This window comes from Klebsiella sp. 1SOBk10mer (genome assembly GCF_046602535.1).
In the GTDB taxonomy this organism is placed as follows: Bacteria; Pseudomonadota; Gammaproteobacteria; order Enterobacterales; family Enterobacteriaceae; genus Klebsiella; species Klebsiella quasipneumoniae.
The window spans coordinates 1,179,021-1,193,491 of record NZ_JBKIUP010000001.1 but is presented as its reverse complement, the minus strand read 5'-3'; the positions used below and the strand labels follow the sequence as shown (position 1 = coordinate 1,193,491).

Here is a 14,471-nt window from a genome sequence, read left to right as displayed (position 1 = left end):
GCAAGGCTGGGCAGGAAGTCCCTGTCGTTCTCAAAATCGGTGGAGCTGCATGACAAAGTCATCGGGCACTATCTGAACATAAAACACTATCAGTAAATTGGAGTCATTACCAATCGACCCCTTCACCCAGAACGCCATATACATATGGATAAGGATGGCGTGGATCAGAATAATGGCCGAAGTGGCGTGTATCAGCAGGCTATAGCGAATCACCGGAATCGGGAAATATTGGGCAAACCAGGGCCGCCAGATAATCACCCCGGTCACCAGCAGCACGAAAATCATGCTCATGATGGTCCAGAACATCATCTTCTGCCCGGCGTTATATTTACCGACGCGCGCCACCTTATGCTCGTTGCCTTTCAGCACCTCGACGATACCTTTCAGCCACGGAATATCCTGTTTATCCGGGATGTTGTGGTGGACAAAACGAACGAACATAAACATCAGGGCGACAAAAATCAGCACGCCAAAGAAGGGGTGCAGAATACGCCCCATCTGCGGGGTACCGAAGGTTTCGGTCAGCCACTGCAGCGTCGGGAAGAAAAACGATATTCCCGACAGCGCCACGAGGAAGAAACAGATAACCACCGTCCAGTGACAGGCGCGATCGATAAAGGTCGTGCGCACTATCATCTTCGATTTACTCATCATGCTCCTCCTCGTCGTCGTCAACTTCCTTGTTCGGCCCGATACCGATGTAGTGATAGATAAGCCCGGCAAAGGTGGCGATAAAGCCCACCGCCGACAGCGGCTTCAGCGCCCCCTTCCACAGATTGATACTGGTATCGATCTGCGGTTCCTTCGGCAGCTTGTGATACAGCTCAGGCTGGTCGGCATGATGCAATACGTACATCACGTGGGTGCCGCCGACGCCCTGCGGGTTGTAAATCCCGGCGTTGGCATAACCGCGTTTTTTCAGCTTAGCCACCCGCTCCTCGGCCACCTCAAGCATCTCTTTTTTCGTGCCGAAGTGGATCGCGCCGGTAGGACAGGTTTTCACGCACGCCGGTTCCTGACCGACGCTGACCCGGTCCACGCACAGGGTGCATTTATAGACCCGGTTATCCTCTTTATTGAGACGCGGTACGTTAAACGGACAGCCAGCAATGCAGTAGCCGCAGCCGATGCAGTTTTCCTGCTGGAAATCGACGATGCCATTGGCGTACTGAATAATCGCCCCGGCGGATGGGCAGGCCTTCAGACACCCCGGCTCTGCGCAGTGCATACAACCATCCTTGCGGATAAGCCACTCCAGCTTGCCGTTCTGTTCGGTCTCGCTAAAGCGCATTACCGTCCAGGATTTGGCGCTAAGATCCGCCGGGTTATCGTACACCCCGACGCAGTGCCCCACGTCATCGCGGATGTCATTCCACTCGGAGCAGGCCACCTGGCAGGCTTTACAGCCCACGCAGGAGGAGACATCGATAAGCTTGGCGACTTCCGCCTTATGGTCCCGCGCGCGCGGCGCGGGGGTGATCGGGTTGGTCGCGGAGCGTTTAATAATGTCTTGTGTTTCCATCGCCATTGAATCGCTCCTTACGCTTTCTCGATGTTGACCAGAAACGCCTTATATTCCGGCGTTTGCGAGTTGGAATCGCCAACGTTCGGCGTCAGGGTGTTAGCGATATAGCCTTTGCGAGCCACGCCTTCAAAACCCCAGTGCAGCGGGATCCCGACGGTCTCCACCTGCTGGCCGTTGACGTTGAGCGTTTGCAGGCGGCGCGTCACCACCGCTACCGCGCGAATAAAGCCGCGCTGGCTGCTGACTTTCACCCGGTCGCCGTTGGCAATCCCTTTCGCTTTTGCCAGCCCTTCGCTGATTTCGACAAACTGTTCCGGCTGCGCGATGGAATTGAGCAGCGCATGCTTGGTCCAGGTATGGAAATGCTCGGTCAGACGATAGGTGGTCCCGACATACGGGAACTTATCCTTCTTACCTAAGCGGATGGCGTCCTCTTCATACAAACGCACCACCGGGCTGGAGACCACCTTCGGGTGCAGCGGGTTAGTGCCAAGCGGGGTTTCCATCGGCTCGTAGTGTTCCGGGAACGGTCCTTCCGCCAGCTTATCCAGCGCGAACAGGCGACCCAGCCCCTCCTGCTGCATGATAAATGGCCCGGTGTTACTCCCCGGCGGCGCGGTATTGAAGTCCGGAATATCATTCCCGACCCACTTGCTGCCGTTCCACTGGATCAGCATCCGCTTCGCATCCCACGGCTTGCCGTTGATATCGGCCGAAGCGCGGTTATAGAGCACCCGGCGATTAAGCGGCCACGCCCAGGCCCAGCCCAGCGTATTGCCCAGACCCGAAGGGTCGGCATTATCGCGATTCGCCATCTGGTTGCCCTGCTCCGTCCAGCTGCCGGCATAGATCCAACAGGAAGACGCCGTCGTCCCGTCGTCACGCAGCAGCGCGAAGCTGTTCAGCAGCTGGCCTTTTTTCGCCACCAGGGTGCCGTTGGCGTCATAAAGATCCGCCAGTGCGTAGCCGTTGTTCTCTTTCGCGACTTCTTCCGATTCCGGATGGTCCGGCTGCTTATAGCGCCAGCTCATCTTCAGCAGGGGTTCCGCACCCTTCCCGCCTTCGGTGCGGTACAGTTCGCGCAGGCGATGGTAAATCCCGGCCAGGATCTCGCCGTCGTTACGTGCTTCACCTGGGGCATCCTGACCTTTCCAGTGCCACTGCAGCCAGCGGCCGGAGTTGGCGATCGAACCGTCCTCTTCGGCAAAGCAGGTCGATGGCAGGCGGAAGACTTCCGTCTGAATCGTCGACGGGTCGACGTCATTAGACTCGCCGTGGTTCTGCCAGAAAGTGGAAGTTTCGGTGACCAGCGGATCGATAACCACCATATACTTCAGCTTGCTCAGGCTGCGAACCACTTTGTTTTTGTCCGGGAAGGACGCGACCGGGTTAAAGCCCTGGCAGATATAGCCAGTGACTTTGCCGTTATCCATCATGTTGAAGTATTTGATAACGTCGTAAGCCTGGTCCCACTTTGGTAACCACTCAAAGCCCCAGTCGTTCTCTTTTTGCGCCGCCTCGCCGTAGAAGGATTTCATCAGGCTGACAAAGAATTTCGGGTAGTTGCTCCAGTAGTTCACCTGGTCCGGCAGGCTCGCTTTTGGCGTGTTGGCCGCCAGGTACGTCTGCAGATCCGGCTGCTTTTCAGAAGGCAGGGTCAGGTAGCCTGGCAGGCTGGTAGACAGCAGGCCAAGGTCGGTCAGCCCCTGAATATTAGAGTGACCGCGCAGGGCATTCACGCCACCGCCGGCCATGCCCATATTGCCGAGCAGCAATTGGATCATCGCCATGGTGCGAATGTTCTGCGCGCCGACGGTGTGCTGCGTCCAGCCCAGGGCATACAGGAAGGTGGTGGTGCGATCGGCGGCGCTGGTTGAGGCCAGCACGTCGCACACCTTGAGGAAGTCCGCTTTCGGCGTACCGCAGATGTTTTCGACCACCTCTGGCGTGTAACGGGAAACGTGCTGCTTCAGCAGATTCCACACGCAGCGCGGATGGCTTAGCGTCTCATCGCGTTTGGCGTAGCCGTTTTCATCGAACTGGTAGTTCCAGGACGATTTATCATACTGGCGTTTGTCCGCATCATAGCCGCTGAACAGCCCCTCTTCGAAGGCAAAATCATCCCGCACCAGCAGGCTGGCGTTGGTGTAGTGCTTCACGTACTCGGCATTGATTTTGTTATGTTCGATCAGGTACAGCAGCACCCCCGACAGGAAGGTAATGTCGGTACCGGAGCGAATCGGCGCATAGATATCGGCCACCGACGCAGTGCGCGTAAAGCGCGGGTCGACGACGATAAGCGTGGCGTCGTTGTTGTTCTTCGCCTCCATCGCCCAGCGGAATCCCACCGGGTGGGCTTCCGCGGCGTTACCGCCCATCACCACCACGACGTTCGCGTTTTTGATATCCACCCAGTGGTTAGTCATCGCACCGCGACCAAATGTTGGAGCAAGACTTGCTACCGTTGGTCCGTGTCAGACGCGCGCCTGGTTGTCTACCGCCAGCATGCCGAGCGATCGCACAAATTTTTGCGTCAGCATGCCGGTCTCATTACTCGCCGCCGAAGCGCACAGCATACCGGTGGAAAGCCAGCGGTTAACCGTCGCGCCCTGCTCGTTCTTTTCCATAAAGTTGGCGTCGCGGTCGGCTTTCATCAGCCGGGCAATGCGGCTGAAGGCTTCATCCCAGGAGAGTCGCTGCCATTTATCGGATCCCGGGGCGCGGTACTCCGGGTAGCGCAGGCGGTTATCACTGTGGACATAGTCCAGCAGGCCGGCGCCTTTCGGGCATAGCGCGCCGCGGCTCACCGGATGGTCCGGATCTCCTTCGATATGGTAAATCGCTTCTTTGGCGTTTTTCGCGCCGTCGCCGAGGCTATACATTAATAGCCCGCAGCCAACGGAGCAGTAAGTGCAGGTGTTGCGGATCTCTTTCGCACGCAGCAATTTGTAGTTGCGTGCCTGAGCCAGCGCCATTTTGGGGGCAAAGCCCAGGGCGGCAGCTGTGGTTCCGGCCATACCGCCTGCGCAGATCTTAAAGAACTTTCTGCGGCTGACGTCCATTGCATTCCTCCATGCAGGATGTTGATTCATCGCGCGGAGGAAACTAACAGCAAAATCCCGGGAAAATTTGCGTCAAATCAAGGAGCAAAACCCACTCCCCCTTAATCGCCAGCCGCGGCCGTTTTCACTAATCCCCAGGGGTTACCCATGTCGGAAAATTTCGCCCCGCGGCGGTCAAAAGATGATATATATGCCGGCTGCATTCGCGTAACCCTCAGGATAAGCATGGAGAAAAAGAGAGCCACGACTATCGGCTTCGCCGCCATTATTTTATGGAGCACGATGGTCGGATTGATTCGCGGCGTCAGCGAAGGACTGGGCCCGGTCGGCGGCGCGGCGATGATTTACAGCCTCAGCGGCCTGCTGCTGATTTTTACCGTTGGTTTTCCCAACCTGCGCCAGATCCCGCGCCGCTATCTGCTGGCCGGCAGCGTGCTGTTCGTCAGCTATGAAATCTGCCTCGCGCTGTCCCTGGGCTATGCCGCCAGCCGTCAACAGGCCATTGAGGTGGGGATGGTCAATTATCTGTGGCCCAGCCTGACCATCCTGTTCGCCATCCTGTTTAATGGTCAGAAAAGCAGCTGGCTGGTGATCCCCGGTTTGCTTCTCGCCCTGCTTGGCGTCGGCTGGGTGTTGGGGGGCGAGCACGGCCTGCAGCTGGACGAGATTATCAGCAACGTCATCTCCAGTCCGCTCAGCTATCTGCTGGCCTTTATCGGCGCCTTTATCTGGGCGGCCTACTGCACGGTAACGGCCAAATATGCCCGTGGCAAAAATGCCATTACCCTGTTCGTCCTGTTAACCGCGCTGACGCTGTGGCTGAAGTTTCTCGCCACGCCGCAGCCGCCGATGGACTTCAGCTGGCCGGTCAGCATCAAGCTGCTGACGGTAGCGGTGGCCCTCGGTCTGGCCTACGCCGCGTGGAACGTGGGGATCCTCCACGGCAACGTCAGCCTGCTGGCGGCGGCCTCCTACTTCACCCCGGTGCTCTCCTCCGCGCTGGCGGCGATCCTGCTTAGCGCCGCGCTATCGTGGTCGTTCTGGCAAGGGGCCGGGATGGTGTGTCTCGGCTCCCTGCTCTGCTGGTACGCGACCCGCCGTTAACCGAGATCGCCGCCCGCCACCGGGAGGGTGACGCCGGTGATATAGCTGGCCTCATCGCTGGCGAGAAACAGGATCGCGTTTGCCTGTTCCGCCAGCGTGCCGTAGCGGTGCATCAGACTGCTGGCCACCGTCTGATCGACCACCTGCTGATACCACGCCTTCTCCTGTTCACTGGGCTGCTCGTCGTTACGCGGCGTCAGGCGCGGCGGCGCCTCCGTCCCGCCCGGTGCGACGGCATTGATGCGGATGCCGCTGCCGCTGTACTCCATGGCAATCGACCGGGTCAGCGCATTCACACCTCCCTTCGCCGCCGAATAAGGCACCCGGTTGACCCCTGCTGTCGCCACCGACGAGATATTGACGATGCAGCCTTTGCCCTGCTTCAGCATCCACGGTAGCGCCGCGCGGCAGCCCCACAGGGTGGGAAACAGCGAGCGGCGGATCTCTTTCTCAATCTGCTCCGGTTGGTATTCGGCAAACGGCCGCGCCCAGATGGTCCCCCCGACGTTATTGATTAACACATCGATGCGGCCAAAATGCGCCACCCCGTCGGCAAACGCCTGCTCGGCGCTCGGCCACTGTTCCAGGTCCGCCTCCAGCGCCAGCACCTGACTGCCGGACTGATCCAGCGTCGCCGCCAGCTCATGCACCCTGGGCGAACGATCGATGAGCAGCAGAGCCGCGCCTTCCGCAGCCGCCTGCTCCGCGGTTTGTCGGCCAATGCCCTGGGCCGCGCCGGTGATGGCGACCACTTTATCGCTAAAACGCATACTGCCTCCTTATGCCGCCGCGCTCTGGCTGGCGATAAATTTCTCGTACCAGAAGCCCGCCGGGGTGATCCCTCGCTCACGCAGCGCCGTGGCGACCGCGTTGACCATCGGCGGCGGTCCGCAAAGGTAGATATCGACCTCGCCATTATTCAGCATGGCGTCGTCAAGATGATCGGTGACGAAGCCGCGCTGCGGGCAAGGACTGTTTTCCTCCGCCACTACCGGTAGCCAGCGAAAGTGGTTTAACTGCTGACGGAATGCCTCCAGCGCCTCGGTCTTCACCAGGTCCGCGTCGCGCGTGACGCCATACATCAGGGTCACCGGGCGCGCGGCGTTCTGCGCCTGCAAGGTCTCGAGCATGGAGAGCAGCGGCGCCAGCCCGGTACCGCCGGCCAGCATCAGCAACGGACGTTCGCCGTGGCGCAGATAAAAGCTGCCCATCGGGCCGCTGAGGGTAAGACGATCGCCGGGCCGCGCCTGCAGGGTTAACCACTGGCTCATCATGCCGCCGGGCACGTTACGGATCAGGAAACGCCCTTCTGCCGAGCCTGGCCGTGAGCTGAAGGAATAGGCGCGAACGTGCGGCGTGCCTGGCACCTGAATGTTGACGTACTGCCCCGCCAGGAAGTCCAGCGGCTCATCGAGGGCGACCACCAGCTCGATGGCGGTATCGGACAGACAATTCACCTGTCGCACCTGCGCCCCGGTGTTCGTCAGGGCGGTTTTACACTGCGCGGCGGCCACCGGCACATCGAGAACGCAGTCGCTGGTGGGCACCATCTGGCAGGTCAGCACCTGGCGGGCCTGCGCTTCCTCATCGCTTAACGCCTCGTCGAGATACTCCTCGCCGAGATCGTATTCCCCGCTGGCGCAGTGGCATTTGCAGGTGCCGCACACGCCGTCCGAGCAGTCCATCGGCAGATTCACCTTCTGCCGATAGGCAGCATCCAGGACTTTCTCTCCGGCATGGCATTGAATAAAGCGGGTGATACCGTCCTCAAAATTAAGAGCAATAGTGAAGGTCATAGGCGCCTCTTAAATGTGGTAAACGTCAATCACCTGACGGATATAGTCGTTATTCAGGCGCACGGTTTTGCGCACGATCTGCGGCCGGCCGTCCTGCTCGGTCAGCGTGCAGCAGGTGGCGCCGAAAAAGGCATCGGTGTGCTGATAGCGGTGGCTCCAGGTCACCCAGCTGTAACGCACCTCCAGCCCCTCGTCGCTCTCCCCCAGCAGTTCGACGTTGCTGATGATATGGGTGGTCCGCGGCTCCGGCGTGCTGGCCCCGGAGCGCTCGGTTTTAATACGGTAGACGCGATCCTCCAGCCCTTCCCGGTTGGGATAGTAGATAAGCGAAATCTCTTTTTGCGGGTCGCGCGTCAGCTGATCGTCGTCGCCCCACGCCGGCATCCAGTAGATCACCTGCGGGCTGTAGCAGCTGAGCCATTCATCCCACTGACGGTCATCCAGCAGACGGGCTTCGTGATAGAGAAACTGGCGTACCTGTTCGAGGTTCAGCATCAGGCCACCTCCACACGCTGGGTGATCGACTGGTCATAGCGCTGCTGCTCTTGTTCAATCGCCGCGAGCATCAGCGTCTGCCAGTGATGGTGATGGGCGATGTACAGCGCCTCGTCCTCCGATTTCACGCCGCTTAAGCGCGGATTAAATCCGGCGTGCTGCGCATGCTCATCCGGACCATCGACCCAGCGCAGCGCGCCGCGGCTGAGATCGCTCCACGCCAGATTTTCACCGAGATAGCCGCGCTGACAGGCGCTGAACTCTTCGAGATCGTCCGGGGTGCCCATCCCGCTAACGTTAAAGAAATCTTCATACTGGCGGATACGCAGGGCCCGCGCCTGGTCGGATTCCCCCTTCGGGGCAAAGCACCAGATAGTGACTTCGGTTTTGTCCACCGCCAGCGGACGAATGACGCGGATCTGGGTGGAGAATTGATCCATCAGATAGACGTTGGGGTACAGGCACAGGTTGCGGGTTTCGTTGACCATCTGGTCGGCGCGCCGTTCGCCGAATTCCGCCTGCAGACGCTCGCGATGGGCATACACCGGGCGCACCTCCGGGTTCAGCGCCCGGGTCCACAGCAGCATATGGCCGTTATCAAATCCGTAGCCGCCGCCGAGGCTTTTTGACCAGCCGTTGGCGTCCACCGCATGGGTGCCTTGCGCTTCATAGTTGCGGCGTGACATGGTGGAGGCGTAGTTCCAGTGCACTACGCTGACATGGTAGCCATCAGCGCCGTTCTCCGCGCCCAGCTTCCAGTTGCCTTCGTAAACGTAGCTCGACGAACCCTTGAGCACTTCCAGCCCCTCCGGCGCCTGGTCGACGATCAGATCGATGATTTTACAAGTTTCCCCGAGATAGGCTTCCAGCGGCTGCACGTCGGCACTGAGACTACCGAATAAGAAACCGCGATAGGACTGAAAACGCGGCAGCTTTTGCAGGTCGTGAGATCCTTCCTGTTTGAAGGTGTCAGGATAAGCGCCGGTGCTTTCATCTTTGGCTTTTAATAATTTGCCGTTATTGCTGAAGGTCCAGCCGTGAAACGGACAGGTAAAAGAGTTTTTATTCCCGGTTTTCCGTCGGCATAACATGGCGCCGCGATGAGCGCAGCTGTTAATTAACGCATGCAGCTCATGCTTTTTATCGCGGGTAATAATCACCGGCTGACGCCCCAGCGTCAGGGTATAATAATCACCCGGTTCGGCAATTTGGCTTTCATGGGCGAGAAATACCCAGTTACCTTCGAAGATATGCTTCATTTCAAATTCAAACAGCTGCGGGTCGGTAAATATCGACCGGTGGCAGCGGTAAATATGATTTTCACGATCGACAATTAAGGCGTTGTTAATTTTGTCTTTAAGCGCTGATAGCGTTTTTTGCATGAGTCAGTCCCTCCTGCGGTATTCAGGATGAAATAAACCGGGTGAATTGTTAGCTTTCAGGTGCAATGTCTGGCCCGGGCAACCGCGTGCCCGGGGCCGTTACAGCAGATTACGCTTTGGCGCGCAGGCGGGCGCCGCGCTGCTCTTCGTCGGCGCTGAGCGCTTTACACAGGGTGAAATCAAAACAGACCTCAGTGTGCTCTCCCTCAAGGTCGCGCTGCGCGATAGTCTCGCGGTCCGTCACTTTAATCGGGTCGGCAATCAGACCGTCGCGGGTGGCAAAGGCAAAATCATCCCACAGGTATTTATCGCCGCTGAGGTTGATCTGGCTGGTGAGATGTTTATGCCCCGGCGCGGAGACGAAGAAGTGAATATGCGCCGGACGGTTGCCGTGGCGGCCTAACTGATCCAGCAATTTCTGCGTTGGTCCATCCGGCGGACAGCCGTAGCCGGAAGGCAGGATGCTGCGCACGCTATAGCGGCCATCGGCGCCAGTACGGATCCGACGGCGCAGGTTGTATTCGCTCTGGCTCGGGTCGAAGAAGGAGTAATTGCCGAGGGTATTGGCGTGCCAGATATCGACGATGGCGTTGGCCACCGGCCGGCCCTCGGTATCTTTGACCTGGCCATGCAGCCACATCACTTCCCCCGGGTCGGCGCCATCATCCATCCGGGCGTGACCTTCGGCCAGCGGCGCATTGGCCACATACAGCGGCCCTTCGATGGTGCGCGGGGTGCCGGTTTCCCGGCGCGCCACTGCGTCGATGGCGTCCTGACGCAGGTCGAGGAAATGCTCCAGACCCAGCCCTGCCGCCAGCAGCGCCGCCTCCTGACGACCACCCAGCGCATGCAGATAGTTCACCGCATGCCAGAACTCTTCTTCGGTGATGTTATAGTCGTCGATCAGCGTACAGATATTCTCCAGCAGACGGTGAATAATGGCTTTAAAACGTTCGTTTCCGCCAGGGACGTGTAAACCCGCCCCTTCACGTAATAATTTCTGCACGGCTTCTTGTTGTACGAAAGCATTACTCATTATTATTCTCTCTTATCGTTGTAGGGTATTTACCGGGTCACCCCGGCATGAGGTCAGGTGTTATTATTATTAGCTATCATCGTCACGAACAGACGAGGGATGGCGGCACAGCGCCTCGACGCGAATATCCATAAAAGGATACAGCGGCAATCCCATTAATATTTGATGTAACTCTTCGGTATCTTTGACATCGAAAATACTGACATTGGCGTAAAGACCGGCGACGCGCCAGATATGTCGCCATTTGCCTTCCCGCTGTAATTGTTGCGAATAGGCTTTTTCGCGTTGTTTTATTTCCTCCGCTTCGGCGACGGGAAAGCCGAGCGGTATATTCACGGTCATATCCACTTTAAATAGCATCTGTTTCTCCTGTTTCCCGCTACGCCTGGCGGGTGTAAAAACGCAGTTTGTCTTCATCCAGCTCGACGCCAAGACCCGGGATTTGCGGGAGCACCACCTCGCCGTCGGCAAAAGAGAGCGGTACGCTGACGATATCGTCTTTCAGCAACAGCGGGCCGAACATTTCGGTGCCCCACTGCATCGGCAGCGTCGACCAGGCGTGTAGCGAGGCGACAGTCCCGACGGTCCCCTCCAGCATGGTGCCGCCATACAGGCCAATACCCGCCGCCTGGGCGACGCGGGCCAGCGCCAGTACGCTGTTCGGTCCGCCGGCCTTGGCGATTTTCAACGCGTAAGCGCCGGTAAAGCCCTGCTGCGCCAGTTGATAGCCATCGTAAGCGGTGGCCACCGCTTCGTCGGCGAGGATCGCGGTTTCAATATGCTGGCTCAACCGCACCAGCGCCGCGTTGTCGTGGGCGCTGACCGGCTGTTCGATGAGGTCGACGCCCATCGCCGCCAGCTCGCGGCAGCCTTTCGCGCCGGTTGCGGCGTCCCAGGCCTGATTGACGTCGACGCGAATGCTGGCGCGATCCCCTAGCGCCTCCACAATGGCGCGAGTATGGCGCAGGTCGGTCGCTAATTCGCGTGCGCCAATTTTCAGCTTGAACGCCTGATGGCGCCGCTCGGCTAACAGTTTTTCCCCTTCGGCAATATCTTTCGCGGTATCGCCGCTGGCTAACGTCCACAGCACCGGCAACGCCGTTTGCAGCGCGCCGCCGAGCAGCGCCGACACCGGCAGCCCCAGCGCTTTGCCCTGAGCATCCAGCAGCGCGGTTTCAATGGCGGACCTGGCAAAAGTGTTGCCTTTAATGGCGCTGTTCATGCGGGCGGTCAGCGCATTCAGGTTATCAGCCGGTTGCCCCAGCAGCAGCGGCGTCAGGTAATGCGTTATCGCCGACGAGATAGCCTCCGGGCTCTCGACGCCATAGCTCAAGCCGCCGATGGTGGTGGCCTCGCCAATGCCGCAGATGCCGTCGGAGCGGGTAAGGCGCACGATCACCAGCGTCTGACATCCCATGGTGGTCATCGACAATTTATGTGGCCGGATGGTTGGGACATCCACAATCCAGCTCTCAATACGTTCTACGGTGGCAGTCATTTTCGCTTCCTGATGAGATGTATAACTTTTTGTACCCACATCCATAACGGGGGGGGGCTGTGCCATTGACAATAGGGTTCGGCCTGGCGGATGGTCAACGGCGATAATCGAAATGTTGTGCGATTATCGACGCGTTTGTTAAAAGACGGTTATTAATGTGATCGTGGTGGTAAAACCGGCACAATTCAGCGCGCCCCATTTTGCGCAAGGTATAGTGATCTGCCGTGAGCTTTACGCTGCAACGGAGAAGGATGCGATGAGCGACAATATCCCCAATACGCTGAGCGCCAGGCAGGCCGAGCACGATCCCAACTTTATGCTGTCTCTGGCCCGCGGTCTGGAGGTGCTTAACGCCTTCACCCCACAGCGTCAGCGGCTGACCATTTCCCAGTTAAGCCAGAAAACGCAAATTTCCCGCGCGGCGGTACGCCGGTGCCTGTATACCCTCGCCGCGCTGGGCATGGTCCATAGCCCGGATGGCCGCCATTATGAGCTGCTCCCCCGTGTGCTGGCGGTGGGCCATGCCTATCTCGCCGGCACCCCGCTGGCGAAAGTGGCGCAGACGGCGCTGGACAGCCTCGGCAAAGCCCTCGGCGAATCCTGTTCGGCGGCGACGCTCGACGGGGATAACGTGCTCTATATTGCCCGCGCGGCGGTGAATAATTTATTGAGCGTCGATATCGGACGCGGCAGTCGCCTGCCGGCGTGGGCGACGTCGATGGGTCGGGTATTGCTCAGCGCGCTGCCGGAAGAGCAGCTGGAGGTGACACTGTCACGCGCCGTGCTCATTCGCTACACCCCACACACCCTGTGCGATATGGCCGGGCTACGCGCGGAGATTGATCGGGTGCGCATGCAGGGCTATGCCCTCGCCGACCGGCAGATAGAGGTGGGCCTGTGCTCGCTGGCGGTGCCGGTGCTGTCGCGTCATGGCCAGGTGGTGGCCGCGCTGAATGTCGGGGTGCCGGCCGCGACGGTCAGCGCCGCGGCGTTAAAAGAGAAGGCCCTCGCCCCGCTACGCCGCGCGGCGATGGACCTGTCGCTACAGCTATAGCGCCGTCTGCGGCTTCGTCACCGTGGCGAGGCTGCGCCAGATCCCGGCGGCCAGCAGCAGAAGCATGACCCCCGCTGTCGCCAGCACCAGACTGTGCGCCTGGGTAAAGGCCGCCTTCGCCGCCGCCATCAGCGCCTCCGCTACCCCGGCGGGTAGCGCCTGGGTCAGGCTAACCGCCTCGCCGATCGATGACGACGCCCGCTGCGCCATGGTCTCATTCAGCCCGGGCGGTAGCACAATGGTGGCGCTGTAGCTGCGGGTCAGGATCAGGCCGAACAGGGCAATGCCGAGGCCAGCGCCCAGCTCATAGGCCATGGTTTCGATCGCCCCGGCCGCCGCCGCTTTCTCCTTCGGCGCCGCCGCCATAATGGCGGAGCTGGAGGCCAGCAGCGCGCTGGCGACGCTAAAGCCGAGCAGCGTCATCAGCCCCCAGGCCAACCATTGCTGAGTGCTGAAATCGGTCAGCGCCAGGCCCAGAAAGCTGAAGGCGCTGAGCAACATCCCGCCGGTCGCCACCTCGCGCAGCCCGAGCTTCGACACCAGCATCCCGGCAATCGGCCCGCTAAAGCCGCTGGCCACCATCACCGGCAGCATAAACATCCCCGCCTCGAACGGCGTTTTCTGATGCACAAACTGCAGCTCCTGAGCCATCAACAGCTCAAAACCCACCAGGGTAATCAGGGCGGTCATCGCCATCATCACCCCGCTTAAAATAATGCGATGAGTGAACAGTCGCATATCCACCATCGGCCGGACCGCCGACAGCTGTTTGCGGATAAACCAGGTGAGCATCGCCGCCCCGCCGATCGCCACCAGCGCGGTGAGCCACAGCGCCAGCTGGCCCTTCAGGGCCGATTTGGCGCTAAACACCAGCATCAGGATCGCCGCAATCAAAATGAGCGCCTGCAGCAGGTTCAGCGGCTGGTCGCGGCGCGCGGGCTGACGCGGCACCACTTTGGCGTTAATGGCGATAACCACCAGCACAATCGGCACGTTGATCAGGAACACCGATCCCCAGTAGAAATGCTCCAACAGCATGCCGCCCACCAGCGGGCCAAAGGCCGCGCCGCCGGAGCCCACCGCCGCCCACAGCCCCAGCGCCATATTGCGCTGGCTGGCCTCGGCAAAGGTGCTGCGGATCCCGGCCAGCGTCGCCGGCACGATCATCGCCGCCCCCACCGCCAGCAGGGCACGGGAGGCAATCAGCGTCAGAGCCGTCGGCGACAGTGCGGCGCACAGCGAGGCGACGCCAAAAATAGCGCTGCCGAGCAGCAGCAGACGTTTAAAGCCGATTTTATCGCCAAGGGCGCCCATCGGCAGCACCATCCCGGCCATCACCAATGAATAGATATCAATGATCCACAGCAGCTCATTGCCGCTGCTGCCCAGCGCGACGCTGAGGGTCGGCGCGGCCACATGCAACACCGTGGCGTCAATCGCCACCGGAATATAAACCAGCAAAATCGCCATCAGCGTCATCCATTGCCGTGACATAGCTTGTACCTCAATGTTAGAACTT

General features: G+C 59.7%; 13 protein-coding genes and 1 pseudogene. 3 read left to right on the top strand and 11 right to left on the bottom strand.

The annotated features are described in order from the left end of the window. A partial coding sequence (locus tag ACLH1I_RS05810) for an IS1 family transposase (protein WP_000851394.1) occupies positions 1–96 on the top strand: 96 nt, incomplete at its 5' end. Between the two features lie 15 nt (positions 97–111). Here the strand turns inward: ACLH1I_RS05810 and fdnI are convergent. From fdnI to fdnG, 3 genes and pseudogenes are all read right to left on the bottom strand, one after another. Then, positions 112–651 (bottom strand): annotated as a pseudogene (fdnI, locus tag ACLH1I_RS05805) (formate dehydrogenase-N subunit gamma); the annotation flags it as partial. Beyond that, complete coding sequence (gene fdxH / locus ACLH1I_RS05800; RefSeq protein ID WP_032456118.1) at positions 644–1,528, bottom strand: formate dehydrogenase subunit beta; 885 nt, start codon at positions 1,526–1,528, stop codon at positions 644–646. The gene fdxH and the pseudogene fdnI, both read right to left, overlap by 8 nt. Before the next feature lie 11 nt (positions 1,529–1,539). Further along, positions 1,540–4,587 (bottom strand): formate dehydrogenase-N subunit alpha, encoded by a 3,048-nt coding sequence (fdnG, locus tag ACLH1I_RS05795; RefSeq protein WP_096833368.1) that lies wholly within the window; start codon positions 4,585–4,587, stop codon positions 1,540–1,542. 225 nt (positions 4,588–4,812) lie between these two features. Here fdnG and yddG point away from each other — a divergent pair, with 225 nt between their 5' ends. Further along, a complete protein-coding gene (gene yddG / locus ACLH1I_RS05790; protein WP_096833370.1) occupies positions 4,813–5,691 on the top strand; it encodes an aromatic amino acid DMT transporter YddG in 879 nt (292 codons plus the stop codon). On the opposite strand, the gene benD is transcribed toward yddG, so the two are convergent. The 7 genes from benD to ACLH1I_RS05755 form a co-directional block, all read right to left on the bottom strand. Continuing rightward, entirely contained in the window at positions 5,688–6,461 is a 774-nt protein-coding gene (gene benD, locus ACLH1I_RS05785) for a benzoate diol dehydrogenase BenD (protein WP_096833371.1), read from the bottom strand. The two genes, yddG and benD, sit on opposite strands and share 4 nt — an antisense overlap. 9 nt (positions 6,462–6,470) lie before the next feature. Then, positions 6,471–7,487, bottom strand: coding sequence for a benzoate 1,2-dioxygenase electron transfer component BenC (gene benC, locus ACLH1I_RS05780; protein WP_151385457.1), 1,017 nt, complete (start codon positions 7,485–7,487; stop codon positions 6,471–6,473). 9 nt (positions 7,488–7,496) lie between these two features. Next, the gene (gene benB / locus ACLH1I_RS05775; RefSeq protein WP_004202692.1) at positions 7,497–7,982 is read right to left on the bottom strand and encodes a benzoate 1,2-dioxygenase small subunit; all 486 of its coding nucleotides are present in this window, start codon (positions 7,980–7,982) and stop codon (positions 7,497–7,499) included. Then, positions 7,982–9,364, bottom strand: a complete 1,383-nt coding sequence (locus ACLH1I_RS05770; RefSeq protein ID WP_004202694.1) for a Rieske 2Fe-2S domain-containing protein — start codon at positions 9,362–9,364, stop codon at positions 7,982–7,984. The genes benB and ACLH1I_RS05770 overlap by 1 nt, the downstream gene beginning before the upstream one ends. A 109-nt stretch (positions 9,365–9,473) precedes the next feature. After that, a complete protein-coding gene (catA, locus tag ACLH1I_RS05765; RefSeq protein ID WP_043519645.1) occupies positions 9,474–10,400 on the bottom strand; it encodes a catechol 1,2-dioxygenase in 927 nt (308 codons plus the stop codon). A gap of 69 nt (positions 10,401–10,469) precedes the next feature. After that, the gene (catC, locus tag ACLH1I_RS05760; protein ID WP_004202698.1) at positions 10,470–10,760 is read right to left on the bottom strand and encodes a muconolactone Delta-isomerase; all 291 of its coding nucleotides are present in this window, start codon (positions 10,758–10,760) and stop codon (positions 10,470–10,472) included. Positions 10,761–10,779: 19 nt separating this feature from the next. Continuing rightward, positions 10,780–11,943 (bottom strand): muconate cycloisomerase family protein, encoded by a 1,164-nt coding sequence (locus tag ACLH1I_RS05755; protein WP_165455551.1) that lies wholly within the window; start codon positions 11,941–11,943, stop codon positions 10,780–10,782. A gap of 118 nt (positions 11,944–12,061) precedes the next feature. Here ACLH1I_RS05755 and ACLH1I_RS05750 point away from each other — a divergent pair, with 118 nt between their 5' ends. Beyond that, a complete protein-coding gene (locus tag ACLH1I_RS05750) occupies positions 12,062–12,952 on the top strand; it encodes an IclR family transcriptional regulator C-terminal domain-containing protein (protein WP_072140467.1) in 891 nt (296 codons plus the stop codon). Here the strand turns inward: ACLH1I_RS05750 and kmrA are convergent. Continuing rightward, entirely contained in the window at positions 12,947–14,446 is a 1,500-nt protein-coding gene (gene kmrA / locus ACLH1I_RS05745) for an efflux MFS transporter KmrA (RefSeq protein ID WP_048294927.1), read from the bottom strand. The genes ACLH1I_RS05750 and kmrA overlap by 6 nt on opposite strands. Positions 14,447–14,471: the final 25 nt, after the last annotated feature.

Excerpts from the sequence above, each read along its gene's own strand:
- fdxH (WP_032456118.1), bottom strand. The coding sequence starts at position 1,528 with ATGGCGATGGAAACACAAGACATTATTAAACGCTCCGCGACCAACCCG.
- yddG (WP_096833370.1), top strand. The coding sequence starts at position 4,813 with ATGGAGAAAAAGAGAGCCACGACTATCGGCTTCGCCGCCATTATTTTA.
- benD (WP_096833371.1), bottom strand. The coding sequence starts at position 6,461 with ATGCGTTTTAGCGATAAAGTGGTCGCCATCACCGGCGCGGCCCAGGGC.
- benC (WP_151385457.1), bottom strand. The coding sequence starts at position 7,487 with ATGACCTTCACTATTGCTCTTAATTTTGAGGACGGTATCACCCGCTTT.
- benB (WP_004202692.1), bottom strand. The coding sequence starts at position 7,982 with ATGCTGAACCTCGAACAGGTACGCCAGTTTCTCTATCACGAAGCCCGT.
- ACLH1I_RS05770 (WP_004202694.1), bottom strand. The coding sequence starts at position 9,364 with ATGCAAAAAACGCTATCAGCGCTTAAAGACAAAATTAACAACGCCTTA.
- catA (WP_043519645.1), bottom strand. The coding sequence starts at position 10,400 with ATGAGTAATGCTTTCGTACAACAAGAAGCCGTGCAGAAATTATTACGT.
- catC (WP_004202698.1), bottom strand. The coding sequence starts at position 10,760 with ATGCTATTTAAAGTGGATATGACCGTGAATATACCGCTCGGCTTTCCC.
- ACLH1I_RS05755 (WP_165455551.1), bottom strand. The coding sequence starts at position 11,943 with ATGGATGTGGGTACAAAAAGTTATACATCTCATCAGGAAGCGAAAATG.
- kmrA (WP_048294927.1), bottom strand. The coding sequence starts at position 14,446 with ATGTCACGGCAATGGATGACGCTGATGGCGATTTTGCTGGTTTATATT.